We start from the raw sequence: 22,143 nt of genomic DNA, 5'->3' as shown, positions 1-22,143 counted from the left end.
CGTTTATCCGGCCTTGCGCAGCAGGAGCCCGCCCGCCAGAGCACAGCCGGCAATCGGAATAATGGACGCCCAGATAGGAGCAAAGCCAAACACAATACTGGCCGGTGCAAGCAGTTCTTCGGCGTATTTGTACACCAGCCCGACCAGAATACCGGAGAAGATCCGGTAGCCTGGCGTTACCGCCCTGAGCGGTCCGAAAATAAAGGAAATGCCGAGCAACACCAGGGCAAAGGTGCCCAGGGGTTGCGTCACCTTACGCCAGAACGACAGCAGGTAGTTGTCGGAATTCAGGCCCTGCTTGGCCAGATAACGGGTGTAGGTGAACAGACCGGAAATCGACATATCACGCGGCTGCACCATCACCACGCTCAGGCTTTCCGGTGTTAATTCGGTTTCCCATTCGGCACTCGGATAAGTACGCACTTCGGAACGATCGCCGAACAGCAAAACGTCCTGCACATTTTCCATCTGCCAGTGCGAACGCAGGTAGATAGCGCGGCTGGCGGTACGTACCCGCTGCAGTTCGTGATCAACGTCGAATTCATACAGCGTCACACCGTGCAGTACGCCGTTGGGCTCTACCGCCGTGAAACGCATGAAATCATTGCCTTCACGGTGCCAGTATCCCTTGCCTTTGTTCGACAGAATATCGTCTTTACCCTGCGCCACCGCTTTCTGCGACTGAGCGATGCGCTCGAGTGTCGGAATCGCAAATTCGGCCAGCGCCAGACTCAGGATCATCAGGAAAGCCATGGGTTTCAGGACCGACAGACTGATGCGGCCCACTGAAATACCGGCCGCGCGCATCACCGTCAGTTCACTGCTGGCGGCCATGCTGCCAAGACCGGCCAGACAGCCAATCAGACAGGCCATCGGCATGTATTCGTAGGCCCGGCGCGGCAGACGCAGCCCCATAAATTCGAGTGCCTGCACAAACTGATAATCACCCTTCAGCTGGTCGAGCTCGTCGACCAGGGTGAAAATCGCATCAAGGCCAACGATCACCACAACCACCATCACGGTGGCCATAAACACGTTGCGGGCGATGTAAGAATCCAGTTGTCTCATCACAGCCCCTTCACTTTCTGGCGACGCAAAAATTCTGGTATCAGCAGTAATCCAAGTCCGATCAGCAGATACACAGCGTGCAGCCCCCACAGGCCAATGGCCGGATTCAGCGTGCGTTTTTCAATCATGCCGGTCATGGCGATCATCAGTGAGATGTACACCATGAACAGCACTATGGCCGGAAACAGACGGGCAAAACGACCCTGACGCGGGTTTACTTTAGAGAGCGGAAAGGCAATCAGGGTCACGATGGGTACCATCAGAATCAAGGAAATCCGCCATTGCAGCTGAGCCTGATACTTCGGATCTTTAGCGCCCACCAGCTCACGGGTGGGAATCGCTTCTTTGCGCAGCTTGCGGCGTTCTTCCGGTTCGTCAGCGATTTTTACGCCATAGCGGTTGAAGTCGAGAATGGTGGTTTCCGGGCTGCCGGGGTTGAGGTCGTAGCGACGACCATTGTGCAGTTCCAGAAAACGGGAGCCGGTCGTGTCGCTGACGTACTGAGTACCCACGTCCGCCAGCAGCAGGGTATTACCGTCGGCAATGAACACCTGATGCATCTGTTTTTTATCGTCCGACAGCTTTTCGGTGTAGGTCACGCGCGAGCCGTTGGTGGTGCTCTGAAAACGACCCGGTGCGAGTAATTCAAATTCGGTCAGCTTGGCCTGCTGGGCGTAGAGCTTTTCCATTTTCTGGGCGCCCCACGGGCTCAGCACCAGCGTGAAACTGCCGACCACCAGCATCAGAAAAGTGGCCGGAATCAGGGTATAGCCCAGCAGCTTGCGGTCGGAAAAACCGGTGGCGGTCAGCACCGTCATCTCGCTTTCAGCGTACAGACGGCCATAGGTCAGCAAAATGGAAATAAACAGGGCGAGCGGCAGGATCATTTCCAGAAACGACGGCAGACGCAACAGCAGGGTCAGGAACACAAAACTGAGCGACACCTCACCGGCAGCCGCCTGCGCCAGTTGCTGAATCAGACGGCCACTCATCAGAATCATCAGCAGCACGGTCGTTACAGCCACCAGAGAACCCGCCAGCTCCCGGGCCAGGTAACGGAAAAGAATCAAAGCTATTACCTTAATTGTTTTAAACGGATGTGTTCCGCTCTTGATTTTCGTACACTTGAACGCATCTTACAGACTGATTGCCGGTAATTCTGCCCGCATAACAGGCGCGAATTCCGCTCAGCCCTTTCCCTGTACTTCCAGTCGTCTTATTCCGTCAGGAGCCAGCATGCAATACCAGATTTCGAATCAACCGGTCGCGGGCGTTCAGGCCAGCTGTATTGTGGTCACTCTCGATCAGTCAGGCAAGTTATCTGACGCCGCCAACGCCATCGATCAGGCCTCCGGTGGTTTTATTCAGGCCCGTATCGATGCCCGAGACATCGAAGGCAAAACCGCTCAGACCCTGTTGCTGCCCGCCGTAGCCGGCATCGGTGCCGAACGTGTTCTGCTGGTCGGTACCGGCAAGGAAACGCTGAAATCCGCCGACGCCGTTAAAATCCTCAACGCCATCGCCTCTGCTACCTCGGGCTACAGTGGCAACGTGGCACTGGCGCTCGCTCATTTAGCCACCGACACCCTGCCAGCGGCCTGGTGGGCGGAACAGATTGCCCAGGCCTATGGCAACGCGCTGTACAAGTACACCGAAACCAAAGGTAAAAAAGACGACGCCGCAGAAAAGCGCCAGCCCGACTCTCTGACCTGGCTGGGCGATGATGTATCCGCAGCCTTCAGTAAAGGCGAAGCCATTGCACTGGGCGTGGCGTACGCCAAAGAACTGGGCAACCTGCCACCGAACATCTGCACGCCGTCGTATCTGGCCGCCGAAGCCGTGAAGCTGGGTGCGGCGGGCGCGCTCGACGTTACCATCCTCGATGAGGAAGAACTGGAAAAACTGGGCGCCGGCGCGTTTGTTTCGGTGGCCAAAGGTTCGTCTGAACCGGGCAAAATGATCGTCATGAAATACCAGGGCGCCGCCGATAAGAACGCAGCACCCCACATGATTCTCGGCAAAGGCATTACCTTCGACACCGGTGGTATCAGCCTCAAGCCGGGCCTGAACATGGACGAAATGAAATACGACATGTGTGGCGCAGCCTCTGTGCTCGGCACCATGAAAGCCCTGCTGGAACTGAAACCGGCCATTAACGTCATCGGCATGATCACCAGCGCCGAAAATATGCCGGCCGGCCACGCCAGCAAGCCGGGCGATGTGGTGACCACACTGTCCGGTAAAACGGTTGAAATTCTGAACACCGACGCCGAAGGCCGTCTGGTGCTGTGTGACGCCATGACCTACGGCATCAACAACTTCAAACCGGCCAGTCTGGTCGACATCGCGACCCTGACCGGTGCCTGCATGGCGGCGCTGGGACGCGTAAACTCCGGCCTGTTCACCACCGACGAAACACTGGCCGGTGAGCTGCAGAACGCCGCAGCCTACAGTGGCGACAAAGTGTGGCGCCTGCCGCTGGAAGACGATTATCAGGAACTGCTGGACTCCAACTTCGCCGACATGGCGAACATTGGCGGTCCTCTCGCTGGCGCCACCACCGCCGCCTGCTTCCTGTCGCGCTTCACCGAAGGTACACCATGGGCGCATCTGGACATCGCCGGTACCGCCTGGAATTCCGGTGGCAAAGCCAAAGGCTCGACCGGACGTCCGGTGCCTCTGCTGGTGAATTATTTACTGGCCAAATAAGGCATCATTAACGCCCTGAATAGAAAAGCCATGGTTTCACCACCATGGCTTTTTTATTTGTGCTTTCGGCACATTCTGCCCGCTTCCTGACACTTATCGCCTCAATTCACCGGCCCGCCCCTGCTACCATGCCCGGACAAACCGATAACGAGAAACCACTATGTCCCTCACAGAAATCCTGAACACCCGCTATTCCGTCCGTGCGTTTAAACCGGAACCGGTCGATCAGACCCTGCTTGAGGACATTTTTGCCGCCGCCCAACGCGCGCCGTCGAACTGCAACGTGCAACCATGGCAGACCTTTGTGGTGTCCGGTGCCAAAAAAGACGAGCTGAAGAAAATTCTGGTCGGTACCGTGATGAAACAACAGCAGCCTGCCCCTGACTTCAACTGGAAAGTGGCGTACGAAGGTATTCATCGCGAGCGTCAGTTTGGTTCTGCTGCCGCGCTGTACAACGCCATGGGCATCGCCCGCGACGATAAAATGAAACGCAACATGGCCATGCTGCGCAACTGGGCATTTTTTGATGCACCACACGTTGCTTTTTTCACTATGGATACCTACCTCGACATCATGGGTGCCGTAGACATCGGTATTTATGCGCAGACATTAACGCTGCTGCTGAAAGAAAAAGGCATCGACAGCTGCATGCAGGGTGCACTGGGACAATTCCCGCAACCGGTACACGAGTTTCTGGGTCTGCCGGAAGGCCGCGGAATTTTATTCGGAATGTCGTTCGGTTATGCCGATGACAATGCGGACGCCAACAAATGCCGCACCGATCGTGCACAACTGGCTGACGCCGTGACCTTCGTCAGCTGAATATGCAGGCAGCAGCTGAAAAGCTGCTGCCCGTTTCATCAAAAGTGGTTATTCAATCACGAAGAGTTTACTGATCGCCCAGTAAATACCGTAGCCAACATAGCCCAATGGGCCGAGCTGCACTTTTTTCTCAAGTGTGACATCGACAGCCGACATCGCGACCTGCTGCTGCAGATTTTTCTGGAGCGCGGTCAAACGATCAATCTCGGTTTGCAGACGGGCAAGTTCTTTTTCGAGAACCAGAATGTCGTCAATCTTATTGGCCTTGTCCAGCAACGCCCGCATACGATCGCGTAATACAATCTGATTATTCAGTTTCGCCTGATAATCAACCAGCGAATCGGTCACATCACGGCTAGAAATGCGCTGAGTTTTGATTTTCCCCAAAGATCCCATGCCCTGCAGTAGCGACTCGAACTGTTGCTGTGGAATTCGGATGCTTAAAAAGCGCGCTTTATCATCAGAGCCATTGGAAGATTCAACGTAGCCACTTTGCGTTTTCACCAACTGATTCAACGAGTCCGTCGCCGAGAGAATGTCCTCAACTTCGATTTCCAGACTTGCAGATTTAATCACCATACGCTCAGACGACTGAGGCTCATTGGCTCCGGCGGCGTATTGCGGCTCATAAACCGCACCATTAACTGAGGCACAACCGGCAAACATCGACATTGCGCCAACAAAAAGCGGCAATAACAGAAAACGCGTATTCGTCATACAGTCCCTTAAAACTAACGAGTTATTTTTCCTACTTAACCACCGGATAAGCAAGCTCACCCCAGTCGCGGTCGTTATGCCGCAGCATAATATCGATCATCACGGGCATCAGCGCCAATAATAAATCCGCGCCGTCCTTCACTTGTTCCCGGTTAACCCGGCTCTGATAAGTTGCGCCGCCACGGACGACCTGATGATGCAGCACGTACAGACGATCAAGCACAATACCCAGTAATTCCGCGACTTTTTTCCGGCTCAAGGCGTTCAGGGCCGCCACCGACGACAAATCAAACAGCTGACGCCAGTCATCGTTGTTTAATCGCTGTGAACGCCAGAACGGGGCAAATACGTAGGGATTTTTAATCAGGGCGCGGACTGGCCCGGAAAACTGGTGCCAGAGGCAGTGATAAATGCGTTCATCCGTGTCCAGACGAACCAGCTGCTCGATCAGCTGACGAAAGGCCTGTTGTTCTTCGAGCGCTGCCTGAGGGTCGTCTTCGACCACACAGCAGGCGTTAAAACTGATCCAGCCCAGAATAAAGCGCAGATCGTCGTCTTCGGCCTGCTGTTCAGCCGCCGCCAGCCAGCTCAATGCCCTGTGCAGCCGTGTCGACTGCAATTCGTTGAGCAGGTCACGCTGCTCACGCAACCGCTCTTTCAGCGCACTGACCGGGCTGGCGCTGCTCATCAGTGACCGCAGCAGTCCTGATGGTCACCGTGGAAATCGATGGCCATGTACACAGCAGACTGCGGGAATTGCGCCGGATACGCCATGAAATAATGGGTATTGTCTTCCAGAGGCCACCAGCAAGAGGCCGCGCGCGGCACATCAGCCAGTTCAACACGCTCAATGCTGTATTCCAGTTTCAGGGTTTCCGCTTCCGGGAACCACTTCAGGAATTCTTCCGGAAAGCCGGCTTCTGAGGTGTTCAGTTTGTCTTCAACCTGAAGAGCCTGCAGTTTCTTTTCCCACTCAGCGTCCTGACTCACTTCAACCAGGAATTCGGCAAGAAGACGGGTGTGGTGTTTTTTTACAATACGGGCGTTGGACATAATCAGTTCCTGTCGGTTTACCAGGGCAGCGCCTGGCCATTGGAGTGCCAGAAGCCACCGGTGTTTTCCAGTGTCAGTTCATCAATGCGGGCAGCCAGACCTGCGGCGGCCTCGGCCGGCGTGATATCGCCGTTGAAGCCCACCATTCGGGTTTGCACAAAACCCGGGTGCAGCTGGGCTACGGCAATGCCTTTGGGTTGCAGGTCCACCGCCAGCGATTTGCCGAACGCGTTCAGCGCAGCCTTGGACGCACGATAACCATAGTAGTGGCCAGAGGTGTTGTCGGCGATGGAACCCATGCGGCTGGTAATGTTGGCAATTTTGCTGCCTTCGGCCATAAACGGCAGTAATTCCCAGCTCAGCATCAGCGGCACCAGCGCGTTCACTTCGAACTGACGCTGAATACTGCCGAAGTCCATATTATCCAGCGTTTCATTACAGAAAATACCGGCGTTATTAATCAGAACGTCCAGCGGGCCTTCAATCAGCTGCTCCAGAATCGCAGCGATGGCCGCCATGGCGCCTTCTTCGGTCAGATCGATACCACTGATCACCTGATCAGCGATGTCTTCCAGTTCGTCACTGGTTTCACGGCAGATGCCGGTCACAGAATCGCCACGGGCGGCGTAGAGCTTGGCCAGCTCCAGCCCGATACCACGGTTTGCTCCGGTAATTACTACGTTTGCCATACCAGTCTCCTGTCGGAATCACTCAAAACTGGCGCAAGTCTACCCGCTTTGAGGTCATCCGCACAGGCGAACAGCAGGCCCTGTTAACGGGCCAGCGTCTGCTTGTCGGTAAAAGTAACAGCGCGCCCCTGCAGACGACTGCTGACGATATAGGCCTGACCCCGACGTCCGATGCGCTGCAGCCAGCGGTCGATGGCCGGAAAACGATGGGCGCCCCAGTCCAGCAGGCGGATAACAGGAAATTGCAGCAGCGGCAGCAGACTCAACAGTGGCGCCCGGGGAATATTCAGCGCTTTGCGGATATCCGCCGGGATAAACCAATTGGCGTACATACGGTGAAACCAGTAGACATACCATTGGTAAGCCCGAGAACCAGGAACCTGCAGAAAATTGTCGAGATAGGAACGGGCCAGCTCCAGACTGTCGGCATCCGGATTCACCCGGCTGCCGAGCGCAATAATGTACAGCCAGTCGACACCTTCCTGCCGGGTCTGCGGCAGCAGGGTGTAATCGTCACCCATCAGATAGGCAACATAGCGCCACAGATGCAGTACGGCTTCGATCTCGTCATCACGGAAGCGCCAGCCCAGCATGGCGAGCCCCGTGATCATCATCATAGAGAACGCCACGTTGGTGGCGACCGCATCGCCCTGATTAATAGGCAGGCCCCACTCGTCGCTGTTCCAGTCGGGGTGCTGCAGCAAACGCGCCCGCACCAGTGCGTGCATGACCCGCACTTTGACCGCCGAATTAAACCCCGCATGGCCAGGCTTCAACCCGCCCGGTGTGGTGACATCGAACCAGAACGAGGTGGTTTCCGATACCCGGTCGAAGGAGCTGTTCCCGTTAAGCGCACCGGTGAATGCCAGCGGCTTGGCGATATCACTGTTGGCGTATCCGCCCAACAGAGAGAAATCACCCAGCGCGTACATGGCAAACCGTCCCCAGCGGTGAATGAGCCCGCACCCCGTTTCGAGCTGCGCTTCATCTACCCAATGCGGCGTTGTCTCGGCCATGGTTAGCATGGCCTTCAGCTGCGGCGTCAGCTCCCCCACCGCCGCGGCGCCCTGTTCGACACCCGTCTTCAGCAGCTGATGCGGATTCAGCCCCGCAGTGCGCAGCGACGGATTCTGAAAGAGCTCAGCCGCCACCCGGTCACCCAGCTCATCGCTCTGGTGATAACTGAGCGCTACACGATCGAGTAATTCATCGGAGGGCGCGGGCTTACAACCCAGCAACAGGCCCAGCCCCCAGGCGGTCTTGCGCCCGCGCCAGGTATTTTTTTGGGCATTAAAAACAAAACGGGGTGGATGCTGCACCGACATACTCATGATCCGAATCTCTGTGATGGCCATAGTATTCCAGCCCAGCAAAGTGCGGCCAACTGACAGTCGCGCGTATCTGTCAGGCGGTTATTCAGTTAAGCCTTGAGGCTCGGTGATATAAACAATCAGGCGGATACGCCAGAGACATCAACCGGCGCAATCCTGCAGAGCCGGTACGAAAGGCAGCGCCCATAAAAAAGCCCCGGGATTCCGGGGCTTTTTTAAACGTCTTCGATCAGGCGAACTGTGCGACCAGCAGTTTCAGCCGCTTCTGCTGCATGCGCAGCGAGTATTCGATTTCTTTCACCCGGGTGCGCAAAGCTGCTGATTCCCATTTCTCCTGCAGATTACGACGGGTTTCCTGAACTTTCAGGCCCTGCAGCTCGGTCCAGTGAGCCACCATGGTTTTGAATTCTTCGTACTCTTTTTCCAGCTGTACCGACCATTTTTCGCTGTTGGCAGCTTTCTGCAGTTTTTCCTGCGCACGCTGGAACTGCATCTTCAGCTTGGCGCGCTGGATTTTGAAATCAGGCACGGTTTTCAGATTGCTGGCCAGACCGAAGAAAGAGGCGCCACGGATCAGCCACTTGGTCGGATCCCACTGCCACCATTTGATGCCATTACGGTAATCCGTCTGAAAAATGTGGTGGTAGTTGTGGTAGCCCTCGCCAAAGGTCAGGAACGCGAAGAAGTGATTGTCTCGGGCAGTGTTCTCATCCGTATACGGCTGAGAGCCCCATTTGTGCGCAATGGAGTTGATGAAAAAGGTGAAGTGGTGAGTGGTTACTACGCGCAGGAAGCCTGCCATCAGCAGCATGCCCCACATATCCCCCAGCATCAGACCCAGTGCGATCGGCAGCAGGAAGTTCATGCCCAGCGCGATCGGCAGGTAGTACTTGTACTGCCACATCACAATCGGGTCTTTCATCAGATTTTTAACGTTGTCGAAGTTCACTTCGCCACTTGGGTATTTACGCAGCATCCAGCCCATGTGCGAGAACCACAGACCGCGTTTGGCCGAGTAGGGATCCAGATCCACATCGTCCACATGACGGTGATGAACTCGGTGGCCTGAACTCCAGTGCAGAATGGTGTTCTGCAGGGCCATTGCGCCAAACAGGGCGTACACCAGACGCAGACTCCAGTGAGCCTCATAGGCGTTGTGCGACCACAGGCGGTGATAACCGGCCGTGATGGCCAGTTCGGTGGCAGACGTCAGCACGATAAAGCAGATCACGGCAGACAGACTGTAGCCATGCGTCAGGCCGTACCATGGCACCAGCGTGACAGCGACCAGATTGGTGACGGCAAACATAATCGCCGGCGTCCAGTTAATGGGGGCCTTATCGTTATTATCTGTTTTGTTCATATCGCAGTTTCTGTAATGGGAATCCTGTGCTTCTGTTTTTGGCACCGAAGCATCAATTCCGGAATGATAACCCACAATTGATGAATCAGGCAGGACGAAGGAACTGTCAATTGCGCTGGATCACGCAAATTTTTGTCATCGGCGGAGCAACCCGCGTACGCCCTGTGACGGCTGACTGTGCCCTAATGGAAATACACCCGTTATGTGAAAGCAATATTATTTACAGACATAAAAAAACCGCGCCGTAGCGCGGTTTCTTTTGTCTGACATCAGCCGCCGAAATCGTCCAGCATGATGTTTTCAGGCTCAACGCCCAGACTGAGCAGCATGTTGATCACGGACTTATTCATGATCGGTGGGCCACACATGTAGAACTCACAATCTTCCGGCGCCGGGTGGTCACGCAAATACTGTTCGAACAGCACGTTGTGAATGAAGCCGGTCAGGCCGGTCCAGTTGTCCTCAGGCTGAGGATCGGACATGGCCACATGCCAGGTGAAGTTGTCGTTCTCTGCCGCCAGCGCGTCGTATTCATCCTGATAGAACAGCTCACGCAGAGAGCGCGCACCGTACCAGAAGCTGATCTTACGCGTGGACTTCAGGCGCTTCAGCTGGTCGAAGATGTGGGAACGCATAGGCGCCATACCCGCACCACCACCGATGAACACCATTTCGGCATCGGTTTCTTTCGCGAAGAACTCACCAAACGGACCATAAACGGTCACTTTGTCGCCCGGTTTCAGATTGAACACGAACGACGACATGATGCCAGGCGGAATATCTTTGGAACCCGGTGGTGGCGTTGCAATACGGATATTGAACTTCACCAGACCGCGTTCTTCCGGATAGTTGGCCATCGAGTAAGCGCGGATGGTGTCTTCTTTGTTAACCGCTTTCAGGTTAAAGAAGCCAAAACGCTCCCAGTCACCGCGGTATTCCGGCTGAATATCAAAATCTGAGAAGTTGATTTCGTACGGCGGACATTCCAGCTGCACATAACCACCGGCGCGGAAGTCGACGTTCTCGCCTTCTGGCAGCTTCAGGGTCAGCTCTTTAATGAAGGTCGCTACGTTCGGGTTCGACACCACAGTGGTTTCCCACTTTTTAACGCCGAACACTTCTTCAGGAACTTCAATAACCATGTCCTGCTTAACCGGCGTCTGACAGGACAGACGCCAGCCTTCGCGGGCTTCACCTTTGGTGAAGTGAGAAGCTTCGGTCGGCAGCATTTCACCACCGCCGCTTTCTACCACGCACTTACACTGAGCACAGGTACCGCCGCCGCCACAGGCAGACGACAGGAAGATGTTGTTCGCTGCCAGCGTCTGCAGCAGCTTACCGCCACCTTCAGTCTCGATGGTGCGCTCATGGTTGATCAGAATTTTTACAGTGCCAGAGCTTACCAGCTTGGCACGGGCGCCCAGAATGATGAATACCAGTGCCAGTACGATCACGGTAAACATCACAACGCCGAGGATAATTTCCAGTTCCACAGCCGGCTCCTTACAGTGATACGCCAGAGAAGGACATGAAGCCCAGAGACATCAGACCGACCGTCATGAAGGCGATACCCAGACCCTGAAGACCTTCCGGAACGTCGCTGTAGCGCAGTTTTTCACGCACACCCGCCAGAGCGGTAATGGCCAGAGCCCAGCCCAGACCAGAACCAACGCCGTACACGGTACTTTCAGCGAAGTTGTAGTCACGTTCCACCATGAACAGCGAGCCACCCATGATGGCGCAGTTTACGGTGATCAGTGGCAGGAACACGCCCAGCGCGTTGTACAGAGACGGAACGTACTTATCCAGTACCATTTCCATGATTTGTACGATCGCAGCAATTACGCCGATATAAGTCAGCAGACCCAGAAAGCTCAGATCAACGGTGTTGAAATCTTCGCTGATCCAGCTCAGAGCGCCTTCCTTGAGCAGGAAGGTGTAAATCAGGTTGTTGGCAGGCACTGTAATGGCCTGCACTACAACCACGGCAATACCCAGACCGATAGCAGTCTGAATCTTCTTGGAGATTGCCAGAAAGGTACACATCCCCAGGAAGAAGGAAAGCGCCATGTTCTCAACGAAAACCGCTTTCACAAACAAGCTGATGTAATGTTCCATTAGTGACCTCCGGAGTGTTCAGTGTTCGGCAGGATTTTGAAGTCTGCCTTCTCGGTCAGGTCTTTACGCAGGGTACGCAGTACCCAGATAAAACCACCGATAATGAAGAACGCTGACGGAGGCAGCAGCAGCAGACCATTGGACTGATACCAGCCGCCATCCTGAATCAGAGGCAGAATTTCGAAGCCCAGCAGCTTGCCAGAGCCGAACAGTTCACGGACGGTACCAACAGAGATCAGCACCAGTGAGTAGCCCAGACCGTTACCGATACCGTCGAAGAAACTCAGCACCGGGCCGTTCTTCATCGCGAACGCTTCGGCGCGTCCCATTACGATACAGTTGGTAATGATCAGACCAACAAACACCGACAGCTGCTTGCTGACGTCATAGGCGTAGGCTTTCAGGATCTGATCCACCACAATTACCAGCGACGCAATAATGATCATCTGCACGATGATACGGATATTGTTCGGAATCTGATTGCGGATCAGAGCGATACCAAAGTTAGAGCACGCAGTTACCAGCGTCAGTGCAACACACATAACGAGTGTTACTTTCAGACTGGTGGTTACCGCCAGAGCAGAACAGATACCCAGGATCTGGACTGCAATCGGGTTTTTACCGATTAACGGTTCTGTAAGAACTTTCTTCAGTTCAGACATCTCAGGCCCCCTGTTCTTTCAGGTGATTGAGGAGTTTGCCAAAGCCCATGTCACCAACCCAGAAACGCACCAGATTGTTAACACCACGACTGGTCAGGGTAGCGCCGGACAGACCATCAACCTGATTCAGGTTGCCAGGCTCTGCGCCGCCTTTGATAACGCTGATCGCGATATCGCCCTTGTCGTTATGCAGCTTTTTACCGCTCCACAGTGCTTTCCACTTAGGATTATCCACTTCGCCGCCCAGACCCGGAGTCTCTGCGTGTGAGTAGAAGCCCAGACCGACGATGGTTTCCATGTCGCCTTCCAGAGCGATAAAGCCATAGAGCGTGGACCACAGACCGTAGCCGTGTACCGGCAGGATCAGCTTCTGAATAGAGCCATCTTCATTGGTCAGGATGTAAACCGCAGCGAATTTTTCCAGACGCTTGATGTTGGCTTTGTCTTCTTCATTGGACAGAGCACGTGACACCTGAGCTTTTTTGGAGGCTTTACGCTGGTCGTAGTTGTCCGGATCCAGACCGGCTGCTTTGATTTCCGCTTTTTCAGCGTCATTGATGAAACGGCCTTCATCCAGATTCACCACACGGGTAGTCACCTGTTTGAACTGCTCTTCAATGCTGACGCCCTGCTGCAGAATACCTGCGGCGGCCAGAATGTTTTCTTTCTTGTCTTTCGCCTTGTTGATCTGCTGCATAGGTTTCAGGGAAACCGCGGCACCGGCCACAATCACAGAACAGACCAGACACAGGAGAATCGCGACCACCAGGGTCTTTTTGATGCTGTCGTTATTGGCTGACACGTGCAACCCTCCGCTTGATATTCGCCTGAACTACGAAGTGGTCAATCAGCGGTGCAAACAGGTTCGCAAACAGAATGGCCAGCATCATGCCTTCCGGGAACGCCGGGTTCACAACGCGGATCATGACCACCATGAAGCCGATCAGAGCACCAAAGAACCACTTACCTTTATTGGTCATGGAAGCCGATACCGGGTCAGTCGCCATAAAGATCATACCGAAGGCGAAACCACCCAGAACCAGATGCCAGTACCATGGCAGCGCAAACATAGGGTTGGTTTCAGAACCAACACCGTTCAGCAGCAGAGTGGTGGCAACCATACCGATCATCACACCCGCAACGATACGGAAAGAAGCAATGCCCATGGCCATCAGCACCACACCGCCGATCAGAATCGCCAGTGTGCTGGTTTCGCCCATGGAGCCCTGAATCGTTCCCAGGAAAGCATCCATCCAGGTCACACCGTTATTCACGATGCTGTTGACGCCGCCTTCAGCCGCGTTACTCAGAGCCGTTGCACCGGTAAAACCGTCAGCGGCTGTCCATACGGCGTTACCGGACATGTTGGCCGGGTACGCGAAGAACAGGAAAGCACGACCAGTCAGTGCCGGGTTCAGGAAGTTTTTACCGGTACCACCGAATACTTCCTTACCGATGACGACGCCGAAAGAAATACCCAGTGCAACCTGCCACAGCGGGATGGTTGGCGGCAGAATCAGCGCAAACAGAATGGAGGTTACGAAGAAGCCTTCGTTCACTTCGTGCTTACGGATGGTAGCGAACAACACTTCCCAGAAACCGCCCACGATGAAAGTGGTCAGGTATACCGGCAGGAAGTAAGCAGCACCGAATACGAAGTTATCCCAGAAGGACGCCGAACTGTGACCGCTGCCGCCCAGCAGAGCGATCAGCACTTCACGCCAGCCTTCAATCGCAGCACCAGAACCTGCGCCAATGGCCAGGTTAGCCTGCAGACCAATGTTGTACATACCGAACAGCATGGCCGGGAAGGTGCACAGCCACACAGTGATCATGATGCGCTTCAGGTCGATGCCATCACGCACGTGTGCGGTGTTGTTGGTCACACTCGGAGGAGAGTACAGACCAGTATCCACAGCTTCATACAGCGGATACATTTTTTCGTACTTGCCACCCTTTTCAAACTGGGGTGCAAGGCTGTCGAGCATACTACGCAAGCCCATGATTAACCCTCCGCCTGAATTCGGGTGAGATTTTTACGCAGAATCGGACCGTATTCGTATTTGCCCGGGCAAACAAAGCTGCACAGAGCGAGGTCTTCTTCGTCCAGTTCCAGCGCGCCCAGATTAATGGCGGTGTCCATATCTTCCACAATCAGTGCACGCAGAAGCTGAGTCGGCAGAACGTCCAGCGGCATAATCCGCTCGTAGGAACCCACCGGCACCATGGCACGCTCGGAGCCGTTGGTGGAGGTTGTGAACGCGAAGGTTTTGCTCAGTAATTTGGACAGGTAAATCGGCATCACAGAGAAACGGTCAGCACCGGCACGCAGATAATGCAGGAACGGACGATCACGGCCTTCCAGCAGCACGGATACCTGAGAGTGGTAACGGCCAAGGAAGCTCATTTCGCCGATCGCAGTACGACCACCGAACACAGAACCTGAAATCACACGGTTTTCACCCGCAGCCAGTTCGCCAGCGGTCAGCTGTGCCAGATCAGCACCCACCACAGTACGTACCAGACGCGGCTTGCTCACCTGCGGGCCTGCCAGAGCAACCACGCGCTCAGATGACAGTTTGCCAGTAGTGAACAGCAGACCAATTGCAATGACATCCTGATAACCAACGGTCCACACCGTACGGGTGTTGCTGACCGGATGCAGGAAATGAATATGAGTACCAGACAGACCAGCCGGGTGCGGACCTGCAAATTCTTCGGTGCTTTCAACACCGGCTGACGGAATGTTAGCTCCCGGTGCTTTGCACACGTACAGCTTGCCTTCCGTCAGACGCTTGATCGCCTGCAGACCGTTTTTGAAAGCCTCAGCCTGGTCAGCAATGATCACAGCAGGATCAGCGGCCAGAGGATTGGTATCCATCGCGCTCACGAAAATCGCTTCCGGACGGCTGCCCGGTGCCGGTACGCGTGAGAATGGACGGGTACGCAGAGCTGTCCACAATCCGGATGCAACCAGATTGGCCTGCACGTCATCGGCAGACAAAGAGGAGAGCTGAGACGGAGCGTAACTCTGGAAGGTTTCTTCTTCGTTGCCTTCGACTTCAATCACTACGGACTGAAACACACGGCGTTCACCACGGTTAATGGCTTTCACTACGCCGGCGGCAGGAGCGGTGTACTGCACACCTTCAGTTTTCTTATCGGTGAATAACACCTGGCCTTTCTTGACTCGATCACCCACCTGAACTGCCATTGTCGGCTTCATGCCAACGTAGTCAGGGCCAACCAGTGCCACTTGCGTGACCTGACGACCTTCACTGATGACTTGTTCAGGATTACCGGTGATTGGTAAGTCGAGACCCTTTCTGATATTGATCATACGCCTCGCCTAATCACTGTAGATTCCGTTGTGCTGGACTCCGGATGCAAAAAAACACGCACGACCACCCCTCTCTCACTGGAATGACAGTACGTTTAAGCGCCTTTTTGCTCTGGAAACAAGCACTTGGACTCATTTCCCAAGTTAAAAATCGTCGTAAGTATAATGACGAGCTGACGATTAATCCACATAAGTTCCCGGCAAACACTGTCCCCCTTTAGCAGTATTACAACCCGATCACAAATATGAGCACAGTGTAGACAGGCCTGAACGCAGGCGAAAAAAAACCGCTGCAGTGCAGCGGTTTTTTTCATTCCCTTAACCGAGTTTAGGGAAGGTTGGGTATTCAACCCCGCAAACCTGCTGGGCGATACGCACAACCTGACGGCTGTAGCCGTATTCGTTGTCGTACCATACGTACAGGTTAACCTGATTGCCGTTAACGATGGTCGCTTTCGCATCCACGATACCGGCATGGCTGTTACCCACGAAGTCAGTAGAAACCACTTCAGGAGAATTAACCCAGTCGATCTGCTTCTGCAGTTCAGAGTGCAGAGACTGTTCACGCAGGAAGTTATTCACTTCTTCTACGCTGGTTTCTTTCTTCAGGTTCAGAGACAGAATGGCCATGGATACGTTCGGAGTAGGAACGCGGATCGCATTACCGGTCAGCAGACCTTTCAGCTCCGGCAGCGCCTTGGCCACAGCTTTAGCCGCACCAGTCTCGGTGATTACCATGTTCAGCGGCGCAGAACGGCCACGACGATCACCCTTGTGGTAGTTGTCGATCAGGTTCTGGTCGTTGGTGTACGAGTGAACAGTTTCAACGTGACCGCTGTTGATGCCGTAAGCATCGTTCATCACCTTCAGTACCGGAGTGATGGCGTTGGTAGTACAGGAAGCAGCAGACAGAATCTTGTCGGATGCTTCGATAGCACCGTTGTTGATACCGTAAACGATGTTTTTCAGATCGCCTTTACCCGGAGCAGTCAGCAGCACACGGGCAGCGCCTTTGCATTCCAGATGCTGAGCCAGACCTGCTTCGTCACGCCATACACCGGTGTTGTCGATGATCAGAGCGTTCTTGATGCCGTACTGGGTGTAATCAATTTCCGCCGGATTGTTGGCGTAAATGATCTTGATGTAGTTACCGTTGGCAATCAGCGCTTCGTTTTCAGCGTCGATGGTCAGGGTGCCACGGAAAGTGCCGTGTACAGAGTCACGACGCAGCAGGGAAGCACGTTTTACCAGGTCATCGCCTTTACCGCGACGAACCACGATAGCGCGCAGACGCAGGCCTTTACCGCCGCCGGATTTTTCAATCAGGATACGCGCCAGCAGACGACCGATACGACCGAAACCGTACAGAACCACGTCGCGGTTCTCGCCATCAGCCACGTCTTTACCGATCACATCCGCCAGTTCGGCAGACAGGAAGTCTTTCAGATCACGGCCATTGCCTTCGGTGCGGTATTTAACCGCCAGCTTACCCACATCGACGTGAGCACGGGCCAGATCCAGCTCGGTCAGAGCAGAGAAGATCGGGAAAGTGTCGTGTACAGACAGTTCCTGCTTTTCCATGTGACGCACGAAACGGTGCGCTTTCAGCAGATCGATAACAGAACGGTTAACCACCGGACGGCCGTAGATTGAAGTAACAACATTATTACGGCGATACAGAGTACCGATAACAGGAATCAGAGATTCAGCGATGGCTTCACGTTCCATCCAGTCCTGCAAGCAGGCGTCGCGCATGTCTTGGCTCACGGGTTCACCTTCCATATACGTTAAAAAATTTGGGGCAAATTCGGGGCGCATATTATGCCCGCAAGCAGACCATTTCACAAACAGTACGAACAAGAGACAGCCCCCGCAGTCTCTGGCGGGCATGACCACAGTGCGAAGGCGTTCCTTAACAGCCCCGGACCCATCCGATACACTAGCCGCCTTTTTGAGACCAACTCAAAACCACCGCTTACGACTGCAGGAGATGTCATGGCCAGCCCACTCAGCCCGGAACTGCCCGCACGAGCCGCCGAACGCCGCTTCTGGGGCAACCTCACCGGTGCCGGTCAGGCGATGGCCATCGCCGCTGCAGCCAGCAACAATCAGGGTCTCACACTGGTAATTTGTGCCGACCCGGCCAGCGCTTTGCGTCTGGAAGAAGAAATCCGCTTCTTCGCTGGCAGCCTCGAAGTACTGCACTTCCCCGACTGGGAAATCCTGCCCTACGATGTATTCTCACCGCATCAGGACATCGTCTCCCAGCGTATCGCCACACTGAGCCGTCTGGCCGACCTGAAGAGCGGCATCCTGATTCTGCCGGTTACCACCCTGCTGCACCGTTTGCCGCCGGCGGGTTTCTATCAGGGGCAGACCTTTGTGCTCGACATCGGCCAGACCTTCAATGTCGACAACACCCGCCTGCAACTGGAATCCGCCGGCTATCATTGCGTCGATACCGTGTACGAGCACGGTGAGTTCGCGGTGCGTGGTTCCATTGTCGATATTTTCCCCATGGGTCAGGACGAACCGTTCCGTATTGAGCTGTTCGACGACGAAATCGAAACCCTGCGCACGTTCGACCCGGAAAACCAGCGCACGCTGGAAAAAGTCGACCGCATCCGCATCCTTCCGGCGCGTGAGTTCCCGCTCAATTCGGGTGCCATCCGTACCTTTAAAGCGCGCTGGTTCGATTTTTTTGAGCACGATCCGAAAGCCTGCCCTGTGTACACCGACGTCAGCGGCGGCATTGCACCAGCGGGGGTGGAATATTACCTGCCGCTGTTTTTCAGCGACGATCTGGGCAATCTGTTCGATCACCTGCCGCAAAAGACACTGGTGATTCACGATGCAAAACTCGAAGACGCGGTACAGACCTTCCGCAAAGACGTTGAGCAGCGTTACGAAAGCCGCCGCCACGACCGCATGCGCCCGATTCTGGCGCCGGCGCAGTTATTCCTGTCGGCCGATCAGCTGTTTTCACGCCTGAATGATTTCCCGCGCGTGCAATGGCAGGCCGATACGCCGCCACAACGCGCCGGTGCCGTGACCTTCAGCAGCCTGCCTGCCGATGACCTGAGTGTGGACTCGCGCCTCGAACAACCACTGCAGCGCCTGCACAACTGGCTCCTCGCCAATCCGCAACAGAAAGTGCTGTTCTGTGCTGAATCCGCCGGGCGCCGTGAAGCGCTAAAAGAACTACTGGGGCGCATTGGCGTGCGCCCAAAAGAGTTCGATACCTGGCCGGATTTCCTGAATGGCAGCGACAGCCCAGCCCTCATTGTCGGTCCGCTGGATCAGGGCGTCAGCCTGAGCGAACCGGCGCTGACCATCATCACCGAGAATCAGCTGTTCGGTCAGCGCATCCGCCAGACCCGTCGCCGCACGAAACAAAAAACCGATTCCGAGCTGGTGATCCGCGACCTGTCGGAGCTGAAACCCGGTGCGCCTGTGGTGCATCTGGATCACGGTGTTGGCCGTTATATGGGTCTGGAAACCCTGGAAGCCGGCGGTCAGGTGAATGAATTTCTGCTGCTGGAATACGCCAGCAACGCCAAGTTGTACGTACCGGTGTCGTCACTGCACCTGATTTCGCGCTATGGCGGTGCGGAAGAAGGCGCCGCACCGCTGAACAAACTCGGCACCGATAAATGGGCGCAGGCCAAACGCAAAGCCGCTGAGAAAATCCGCGATACCGCCGCCGAGCTGCTGGATATTTACGCCCGCCGCGAAGCGCGCAAGGGCTTTGCCTTTAACGGCCCGGACGAAGAATACGACCGCTTTGCCGCCGGCTTCCCGTATGAGGAAACCCCGGATCAGCAAACCGCCATCGACGCCGTGATCAAAGACATGTGCTCACCGCGTCCTATGGACCGCCTGGTGTGTGGCGACGTGGGCTTCGGTAAAACCGAAGTGGCCATGCGTGCCGCCTTTATGGCCGTGCAAAGCGGCAAACAGGTGGCGGTATTAGTGCCCACTACCCTGCTCGCCCAGCAGCATTATCAGAACTTCGCCGACCGCTTCGCCGAATGGCCGGTAAAAGTCGATGTGCTGTCGCGCTTTAAATCGGAAAAAGAAACCCAGCAGGCACTGGAGCGTATGCTCGACGGTAAAACCGACATCGTGGTCGGCACCCACAAACTGCTGCAGAAAGATGTGAAATTCGACCACCTGGGTCTGCTGATTATCGACGAAGAACACCGTTTTGGTGTGCAGCAGAAAGAACGCATTAAATCGCTGCGTGCCGAGGTCGATATTCTGACCCTCACTGCCACGCCGATTCCGCGTACGCTGAATATGGCCATGGCCAGCATCCGCGATTTGTCGATTATCGCCACGCCGCCAGCCAAACGCTTAAGCGTAAAAACCTTTGTCCGCCAGCACGACGACGCCACCATTAAAGAGGCGATTCTGCGCGAAATTCTGCGCGGCGGTCAGGTGTATTACCTGCACAACGAAGTGAAAAGCATCGAGAAAACCGCGCGCGATCTGGCCGAAGCCATTCCCGAGGCGCGGGTGATTGTCGCCCACGGCCAGATGTCAGAACGCCAGCTGGAAAGCGTGATGAGTGACTTCTACCACAAGCGCTTTAACGTGCTGGTGTGTACCACCATTATTGAAACCGGCATCGATATTCCGTCGGCCAACACCATCATCATCGACCGTGCCGATAAATTCGGTCTTGCCCAGCTGCATCAGCTGCGTGGCAGGGTCGGTCGTTCACACCACCAGGCTTACGCTTACCTGCTGACGCCGCCGCCGAAGACCTTGACCCAGGACGCGGAAAAACGTCTGGAAGCCATTTCCGCGGCACAGGATCTGGGCGCCGGCTTTATGCTCGCCACCCACGATCTGGAAATCCGCGGTGCCGGTGAATTACTCGGTGAAGAACAGAGCGGTCAGATCGAAACCATTGGCTTTACCCTGTACATGGAAATGCTGGAGCAGGCAGTCAAAGCCATGAAATCCGGGAAAACGCCATCCGCTGATCTGGCCATGAATCATGGCACCGACGTTAACCTGCACATTCCGGCGCTGATTCCGGCCGATTACCTGCCCGATGTAAACAGCCGCCTGACGCTGTACAAGCGCATCGCGTCGGCCTCTGACGACACCGAACTGAAAGAACTGCAGGTGGAAATGATCGACCGTTTCGGCCTGTTGCCGGAGCAGGTGAAAAACCTGTTCCGTCAGGCGTCGCTGAAACTGAAACTCACGCCGATGGGCATTGCCAAACTGGATGCCGGCGAGCAAAGTGGCCGCATCGAATTTGCTGCTGAAACCAACATCAACCCGTTCGTGCTGGTTAGACTGGTTCAGAGCAAACCCAACACCTTTAAACTGGAAGGTGGTCACACCTTACGTTTCAACCTGAGCATGAGCAGCATCGAACAACGCTTCAACCAGATCGAGCAGCTGATGACCGAATTACAGAAGGACCCGAATCTGTGACTTTTCTGAACAGAGCCGTCTGGCTCCTGGCCGCCTGCCTCAGCCTGCCTGCCAGCGCCGCCCCCTGGTACCGGGTGGAAATGATGATGATTGCCTACGAAAATGAGGCCGATATTGATCAGGAACAATGGCTACAGGCGTTACCGGCGGTGATGGACGACGAAGCCAGCTTCCCGGATTTCCGTTGGTGGCAAGCGCCTGAAATGTACAAAAACCTGCACTCTGCCCTGTGGGCCGGTTATGCCTTCGCACGCTCACCCAAGTCGGAACTGCCGGCGCCATTCGAGCCGCTGCCCAACCTGAGATTGCAGGCTGAAGCAGAGCGCATTAACGAGCGCAAAGACATGAAAGTGGTCTGGCATCAGGCGTGGATTGAACCGATTCAGGAAGCCGACAGCGGCGTTCAGCATCCGGTGAACATCCGCCTGCTCGACCGTTTTGATATTCAGATTACCGGCTCATTTGAACTGCACCGCAGTCGCTACCTGCACCTGGGCACGGATCTGATTGTGCAGCATTACCAGCCATTGGCGGCAGAGCCGCTGCAAGCGCTGACACTGCCGGAAAGCGATACCCGCAACGATCTGCGCACCGATTTGCTGGCACAGTCGAACATCGAAGCGTCGATTGCCGAACCTGTGCCAACGCCAGTGCGGGCAGCAGAGGTAAAACAGACCCGCCGTATGCGCAGTGGTGAACTGCATTATCTGGATCACCCGATGCTCGGCATTGTTATTCGCGCCATTCCGATCGACGACGCCAGCAGCCTGTAATACGCGCTCGGGTTCAGCGTCGAAAAACAGAAGCGCATAAAAA

The 22,143-nt window shown here is 55.2% G+C and carries 19 protein-coding genes; 4 read left to right on the top strand and 15 right to left on the bottom strand.

Features of this window, described 5'->3' with window-relative positions:
- Positions 1-3: 3 nt before the first annotated feature.
- Entirely contained in the window at positions 4-1,068 is a 1,065-nt protein-coding gene (gene lptG, locus ACQUQU_RS04655) for an LPS export ABC transporter permease LptG (protein WP_430462083.1), read from the bottom strand.
- Positions 1,068-2,138 carry an LPS export ABC transporter permease LptF gene (gene lptF / locus ACQUQU_RS04650; RefSeq protein WP_430462082.1) on the bottom strand — a complete coding sequence of 357 codons (1,071 nt, stop codon included), beginning with the start codon at positions 2,136-2,138 and terminating at the stop codon, positions 1,068-1,070. The genes lptG and lptF overlap by 1 nt, the downstream gene beginning before the upstream one ends.
- A 166-nt stretch (positions 2,139-2,304) precedes the next feature.
- Between lptF and ACQUQU_RS04645 the strand changes: the two genes are divergently transcribed.
- A complete protein-coding gene (locus ACQUQU_RS04645; RefSeq protein ID WP_430462081.1) occupies positions 2,305-3,777 on the top strand; it encodes a leucyl aminopeptidase in 1,473 nt (490 codons plus the stop codon).
- 160 nt (positions 3,778-3,937) lie between these two features.
- A complete protein-coding gene (locus tag ACQUQU_RS04640; protein ID WP_430462080.1) occupies positions 3,938-4,600 on the top strand; it encodes a nitroreductase in 663 nt (220 codons plus the stop codon).
- A gap of 48 nt (positions 4,601-4,648) precedes the next feature.
- Here the strand turns inward: ACQUQU_RS04640 and ACQUQU_RS04635 are convergent, their stop codons facing one another.
- From ACQUQU_RS04635 to ACQUQU_RS04575, 13 genes are all read right to left on the bottom strand, one after another.
- On the bottom strand, positions 4,649-5,317 hold the full coding sequence (locus ACQUQU_RS04635) for a DUF4349 domain-containing protein (RefSeq protein WP_430462079.1): 669 nt from the start codon (positions 5,315-5,317) through the stop codon (positions 4,649-4,651).
- Between the two features lie 31 nt (positions 5,318-5,348).
- Positions 5,349-6,005 carry a hypothetical protein gene (locus ACQUQU_RS04630; protein WP_430462078.1) on the bottom strand — a complete coding sequence of 219 codons (657 nt, stop codon included), beginning with the start codon at positions 6,003-6,005 and terminating at the stop codon, positions 5,349-5,351.
- Positions 6,005-6,370, bottom strand: coding sequence for a hypothetical protein (locus tag ACQUQU_RS04625; protein ID WP_430462077.1), 366 nt, complete (start codon positions 6,368-6,370; stop codon positions 6,005-6,007). The genes ACQUQU_RS04630 and ACQUQU_RS04625 overlap by 1 nt, the downstream gene beginning before the upstream one ends.
- 17 nt (positions 6,371-6,387) lie before the next feature.
- Entirely contained in the window at positions 6,388-7,059 is a 672-nt protein-coding gene (locus ACQUQU_RS04620; RefSeq protein WP_430462076.1) for an SDR family oxidoreductase, read from the bottom strand.
- An 83-nt stretch (positions 7,060-7,142) separates the two neighbouring features.
- Positions 7,143-8,414, bottom strand: coding sequence for an oxygenase MpaB family protein (locus ACQUQU_RS04615; RefSeq protein WP_430462075.1), 1,272 nt, complete (start codon positions 8,412-8,414; stop codon positions 7,143-7,145).
- A 205-nt stretch (positions 8,415-8,619) separates the two neighbouring features.
- A complete protein-coding gene (locus ACQUQU_RS04610) occupies positions 8,620-9,753 on the bottom strand; it encodes an acyl-CoA desaturase (RefSeq protein ID WP_430462074.1) in 1,134 nt (377 codons plus the stop codon).
- Between the two features lie 269 nt (positions 9,754-10,022).
- Positions 10,023-11,246 (bottom strand): NADH:ubiquinone reductase (Na(+)-transporting) subunit F, encoded by a 1,224-nt coding sequence (nqrF, locus tag ACQUQU_RS04605; protein WP_430462073.1) that lies wholly within the window; start codon positions 11,244-11,246, stop codon positions 10,023-10,025.
- Between the two features lie 10 nt (positions 11,247-11,256).
- Positions 11,257-11,871, bottom strand: coding sequence for an NADH:ubiquinone reductase (Na(+)-transporting) subunit E (gene nqrE / locus ACQUQU_RS04600; RefSeq protein WP_430462072.1), 615 nt, complete (start codon positions 11,869-11,871; stop codon positions 11,257-11,259).
- Positions 11,871-12,533 carry an NADH:ubiquinone reductase (Na(+)-transporting) subunit D gene (locus ACQUQU_RS04595; protein ID WP_430462071.1) on the bottom strand — a complete coding sequence of 221 codons (663 nt, stop codon included), beginning with the start codon at positions 12,531-12,533 and terminating at the stop codon, positions 11,871-11,873. The genes nqrE and ACQUQU_RS04595 overlap by 1 nt, the downstream gene beginning before the upstream one ends.
- Position 12,534: 1 nt before the next feature.
- Complete coding sequence (locus ACQUQU_RS04590) at positions 12,535-13,335, bottom strand: Na(+)-translocating NADH-quinone reductase subunit C (RefSeq protein ID WP_430462070.1); 801 nt, start codon at positions 13,333-13,335, stop codon at positions 12,535-12,537.
- Entirely contained in the window at positions 13,322-14,536 is a 1,215-nt protein-coding gene (locus ACQUQU_RS04585) for an NADH:ubiquinone reductase (Na(+)-transporting) subunit B (protein ID WP_430462069.1), read from the bottom strand. The genes ACQUQU_RS04590 and ACQUQU_RS04585 overlap by 14 nt, the downstream gene beginning before the upstream one ends.
- A 2-nt stretch (positions 14,537-14,538) precedes the next feature.
- The gene (locus ACQUQU_RS04580; RefSeq protein WP_430462068.1) at positions 14,539-15,873 is read right to left on the bottom strand and encodes a Na(+)-translocating NADH-quinone reductase subunit A; all 1,335 of its coding nucleotides are present in this window, start codon (positions 15,871-15,873) and stop codon (positions 14,539-14,541) included.
- Between the two features lie 318 nt (positions 15,874-16,191).
- A complete protein-coding gene (locus tag ACQUQU_RS04575) occupies positions 16,192-17,640 on the bottom strand; it encodes a glyceraldehyde-3-phosphate dehydrogenase (RefSeq protein WP_430462067.1) in 1,449 nt (482 codons plus the stop codon).
- 228 nt (positions 17,641-17,868) lie between these two features.
- Here ACQUQU_RS04575 and mfd point away from each other — a divergent pair, with 228 nt between their 5' ends.
- Positions 17,869-21,327, top strand: a complete 3,459-nt coding sequence (gene mfd / locus ACQUQU_RS04570; RefSeq protein ID WP_430462066.1) for a transcription-repair coupling factor — start codon at positions 17,869-17,871, stop codon at positions 21,325-21,327.
- Positions 21,324-22,100: a CsiV family protein gene (locus tag ACQUQU_RS04565; protein ID WP_430462065.1), complete on the top strand. Its 777-nt coding sequence runs from the start codon at positions 21,324-21,326 to the stop codon at positions 22,098-22,100. The genes mfd and ACQUQU_RS04565 overlap by 4 nt, the downstream gene beginning before the upstream one ends.
- Positions 22,101-22,143: the final 43 nt, after the last annotated feature.

Origin of the sequence: Thalassolituus sp. LLYu03 (assembly GCF_050507655.1) — a bacterium.
In the GTDB taxonomy this organism is placed as follows: domain Bacteria; phylum Pseudomonadota; class Gammaproteobacteria; order Pseudomonadales; family Oceanobacteraceae; genus Venatoribacter.
Note: the sequence above shows the minus strand (reverse complement) of the source record. Positions and strands in the feature narration are given on the sequence as shown.

What these genes read in the sequence shown, in the direction of transcription:
- ACQUQU_RS04580 (WP_430462068.1), bottom strand. Translation starts at nt 15,873, where the DNA reads ATGATCAATATCAGAAAGGGTCTCGACTTACCAATCACCGGTAATCCT.
- ACQUQU_RS04620 (WP_430462076.1), bottom strand. Translation starts at nt 7,059, where the DNA reads ATGGCAAACGTAGTAATTACCGGAGCAAACCGTGGTATCGGGCTGGAG.
- ACQUQU_RS04585 (WP_430462069.1), bottom strand. Translation starts at nt 14,536, where the DNA reads ATGGGCTTGCGTAGTATGCTCGACAGCCTTGCACCCCAGTTTGAAAAG.
- ACQUQU_RS04635 (WP_430462079.1), bottom strand. Translation starts at nt 5,317, where the DNA reads ATGACGAATACGCGTTTTCTGTTATTGCCGCTTTTTGTTGGCGCAATG.
- ACQUQU_RS04645 (WP_430462081.1), top strand. Translation starts at nt 2,305, where the DNA reads ATGCAATACCAGATTTCGAATCAACCGGTCGCGGGCGTTCAGGCCAGC.
- ACQUQU_RS04610 (WP_430462074.1), bottom strand. Translation starts at nt 9,753, where the DNA reads ATGAACAAAACAGATAATAACGATAAGGCCCCCATTAACTGGACGCCG.
- nqrE (WP_430462072.1), bottom strand. Translation starts at nt 11,871, where the DNA reads ATGGAACATTACATCAGCTTGTTTGTGAAAGCGGTTTTCGTTGAGAAC.
- mfd (WP_430462066.1), top strand. Translation starts at nt 17,869, where the DNA reads ATGGCCAGCCCACTCAGCCCGGAACTGCCCGCACGAGCCGCCGAACGC.
- ACQUQU_RS04615 (WP_430462075.1), bottom strand. Translation starts at nt 8,414, where the DNA reads ATGGCCATCACAGAGATTCGGATCATGAGTATGTCGGTGCAGCATCCA.
- lptG (WP_430462083.1), bottom strand. Translation starts at nt 1,068, where the DNA reads ATGAGACAACTGGATTCTTACATCGCCCGCAACGTGTTTATGGCCACC.
- ACQUQU_RS04630 (WP_430462078.1), bottom strand. Translation starts at nt 6,005, where the DNA reads ATGAGCAGCGCCAGCCCGGTCAGTGCGCTGAAAGAGCGGTTGCGTGAG.
- ACQUQU_RS04625 (WP_430462077.1), bottom strand. Translation starts at nt 6,370, where the DNA reads ATGTCCAACGCCCGTATTGTAAAAAAACACCACACCCGTCTTCTTGCC.
- ACQUQU_RS04595 (WP_430462071.1), bottom strand. Translation starts at nt 12,533, where the DNA reads ATGTCTGAACTGAAGAAAGTTCTTACAGAACCGTTAATCGGTAAAAAC.
- ACQUQU_RS04640 (WP_430462080.1), top strand. Translation starts at nt 3,938, where the DNA reads ATGTCCCTCACAGAAATCCTGAACACCCGCTATTCCGTCCGTGCGTTT.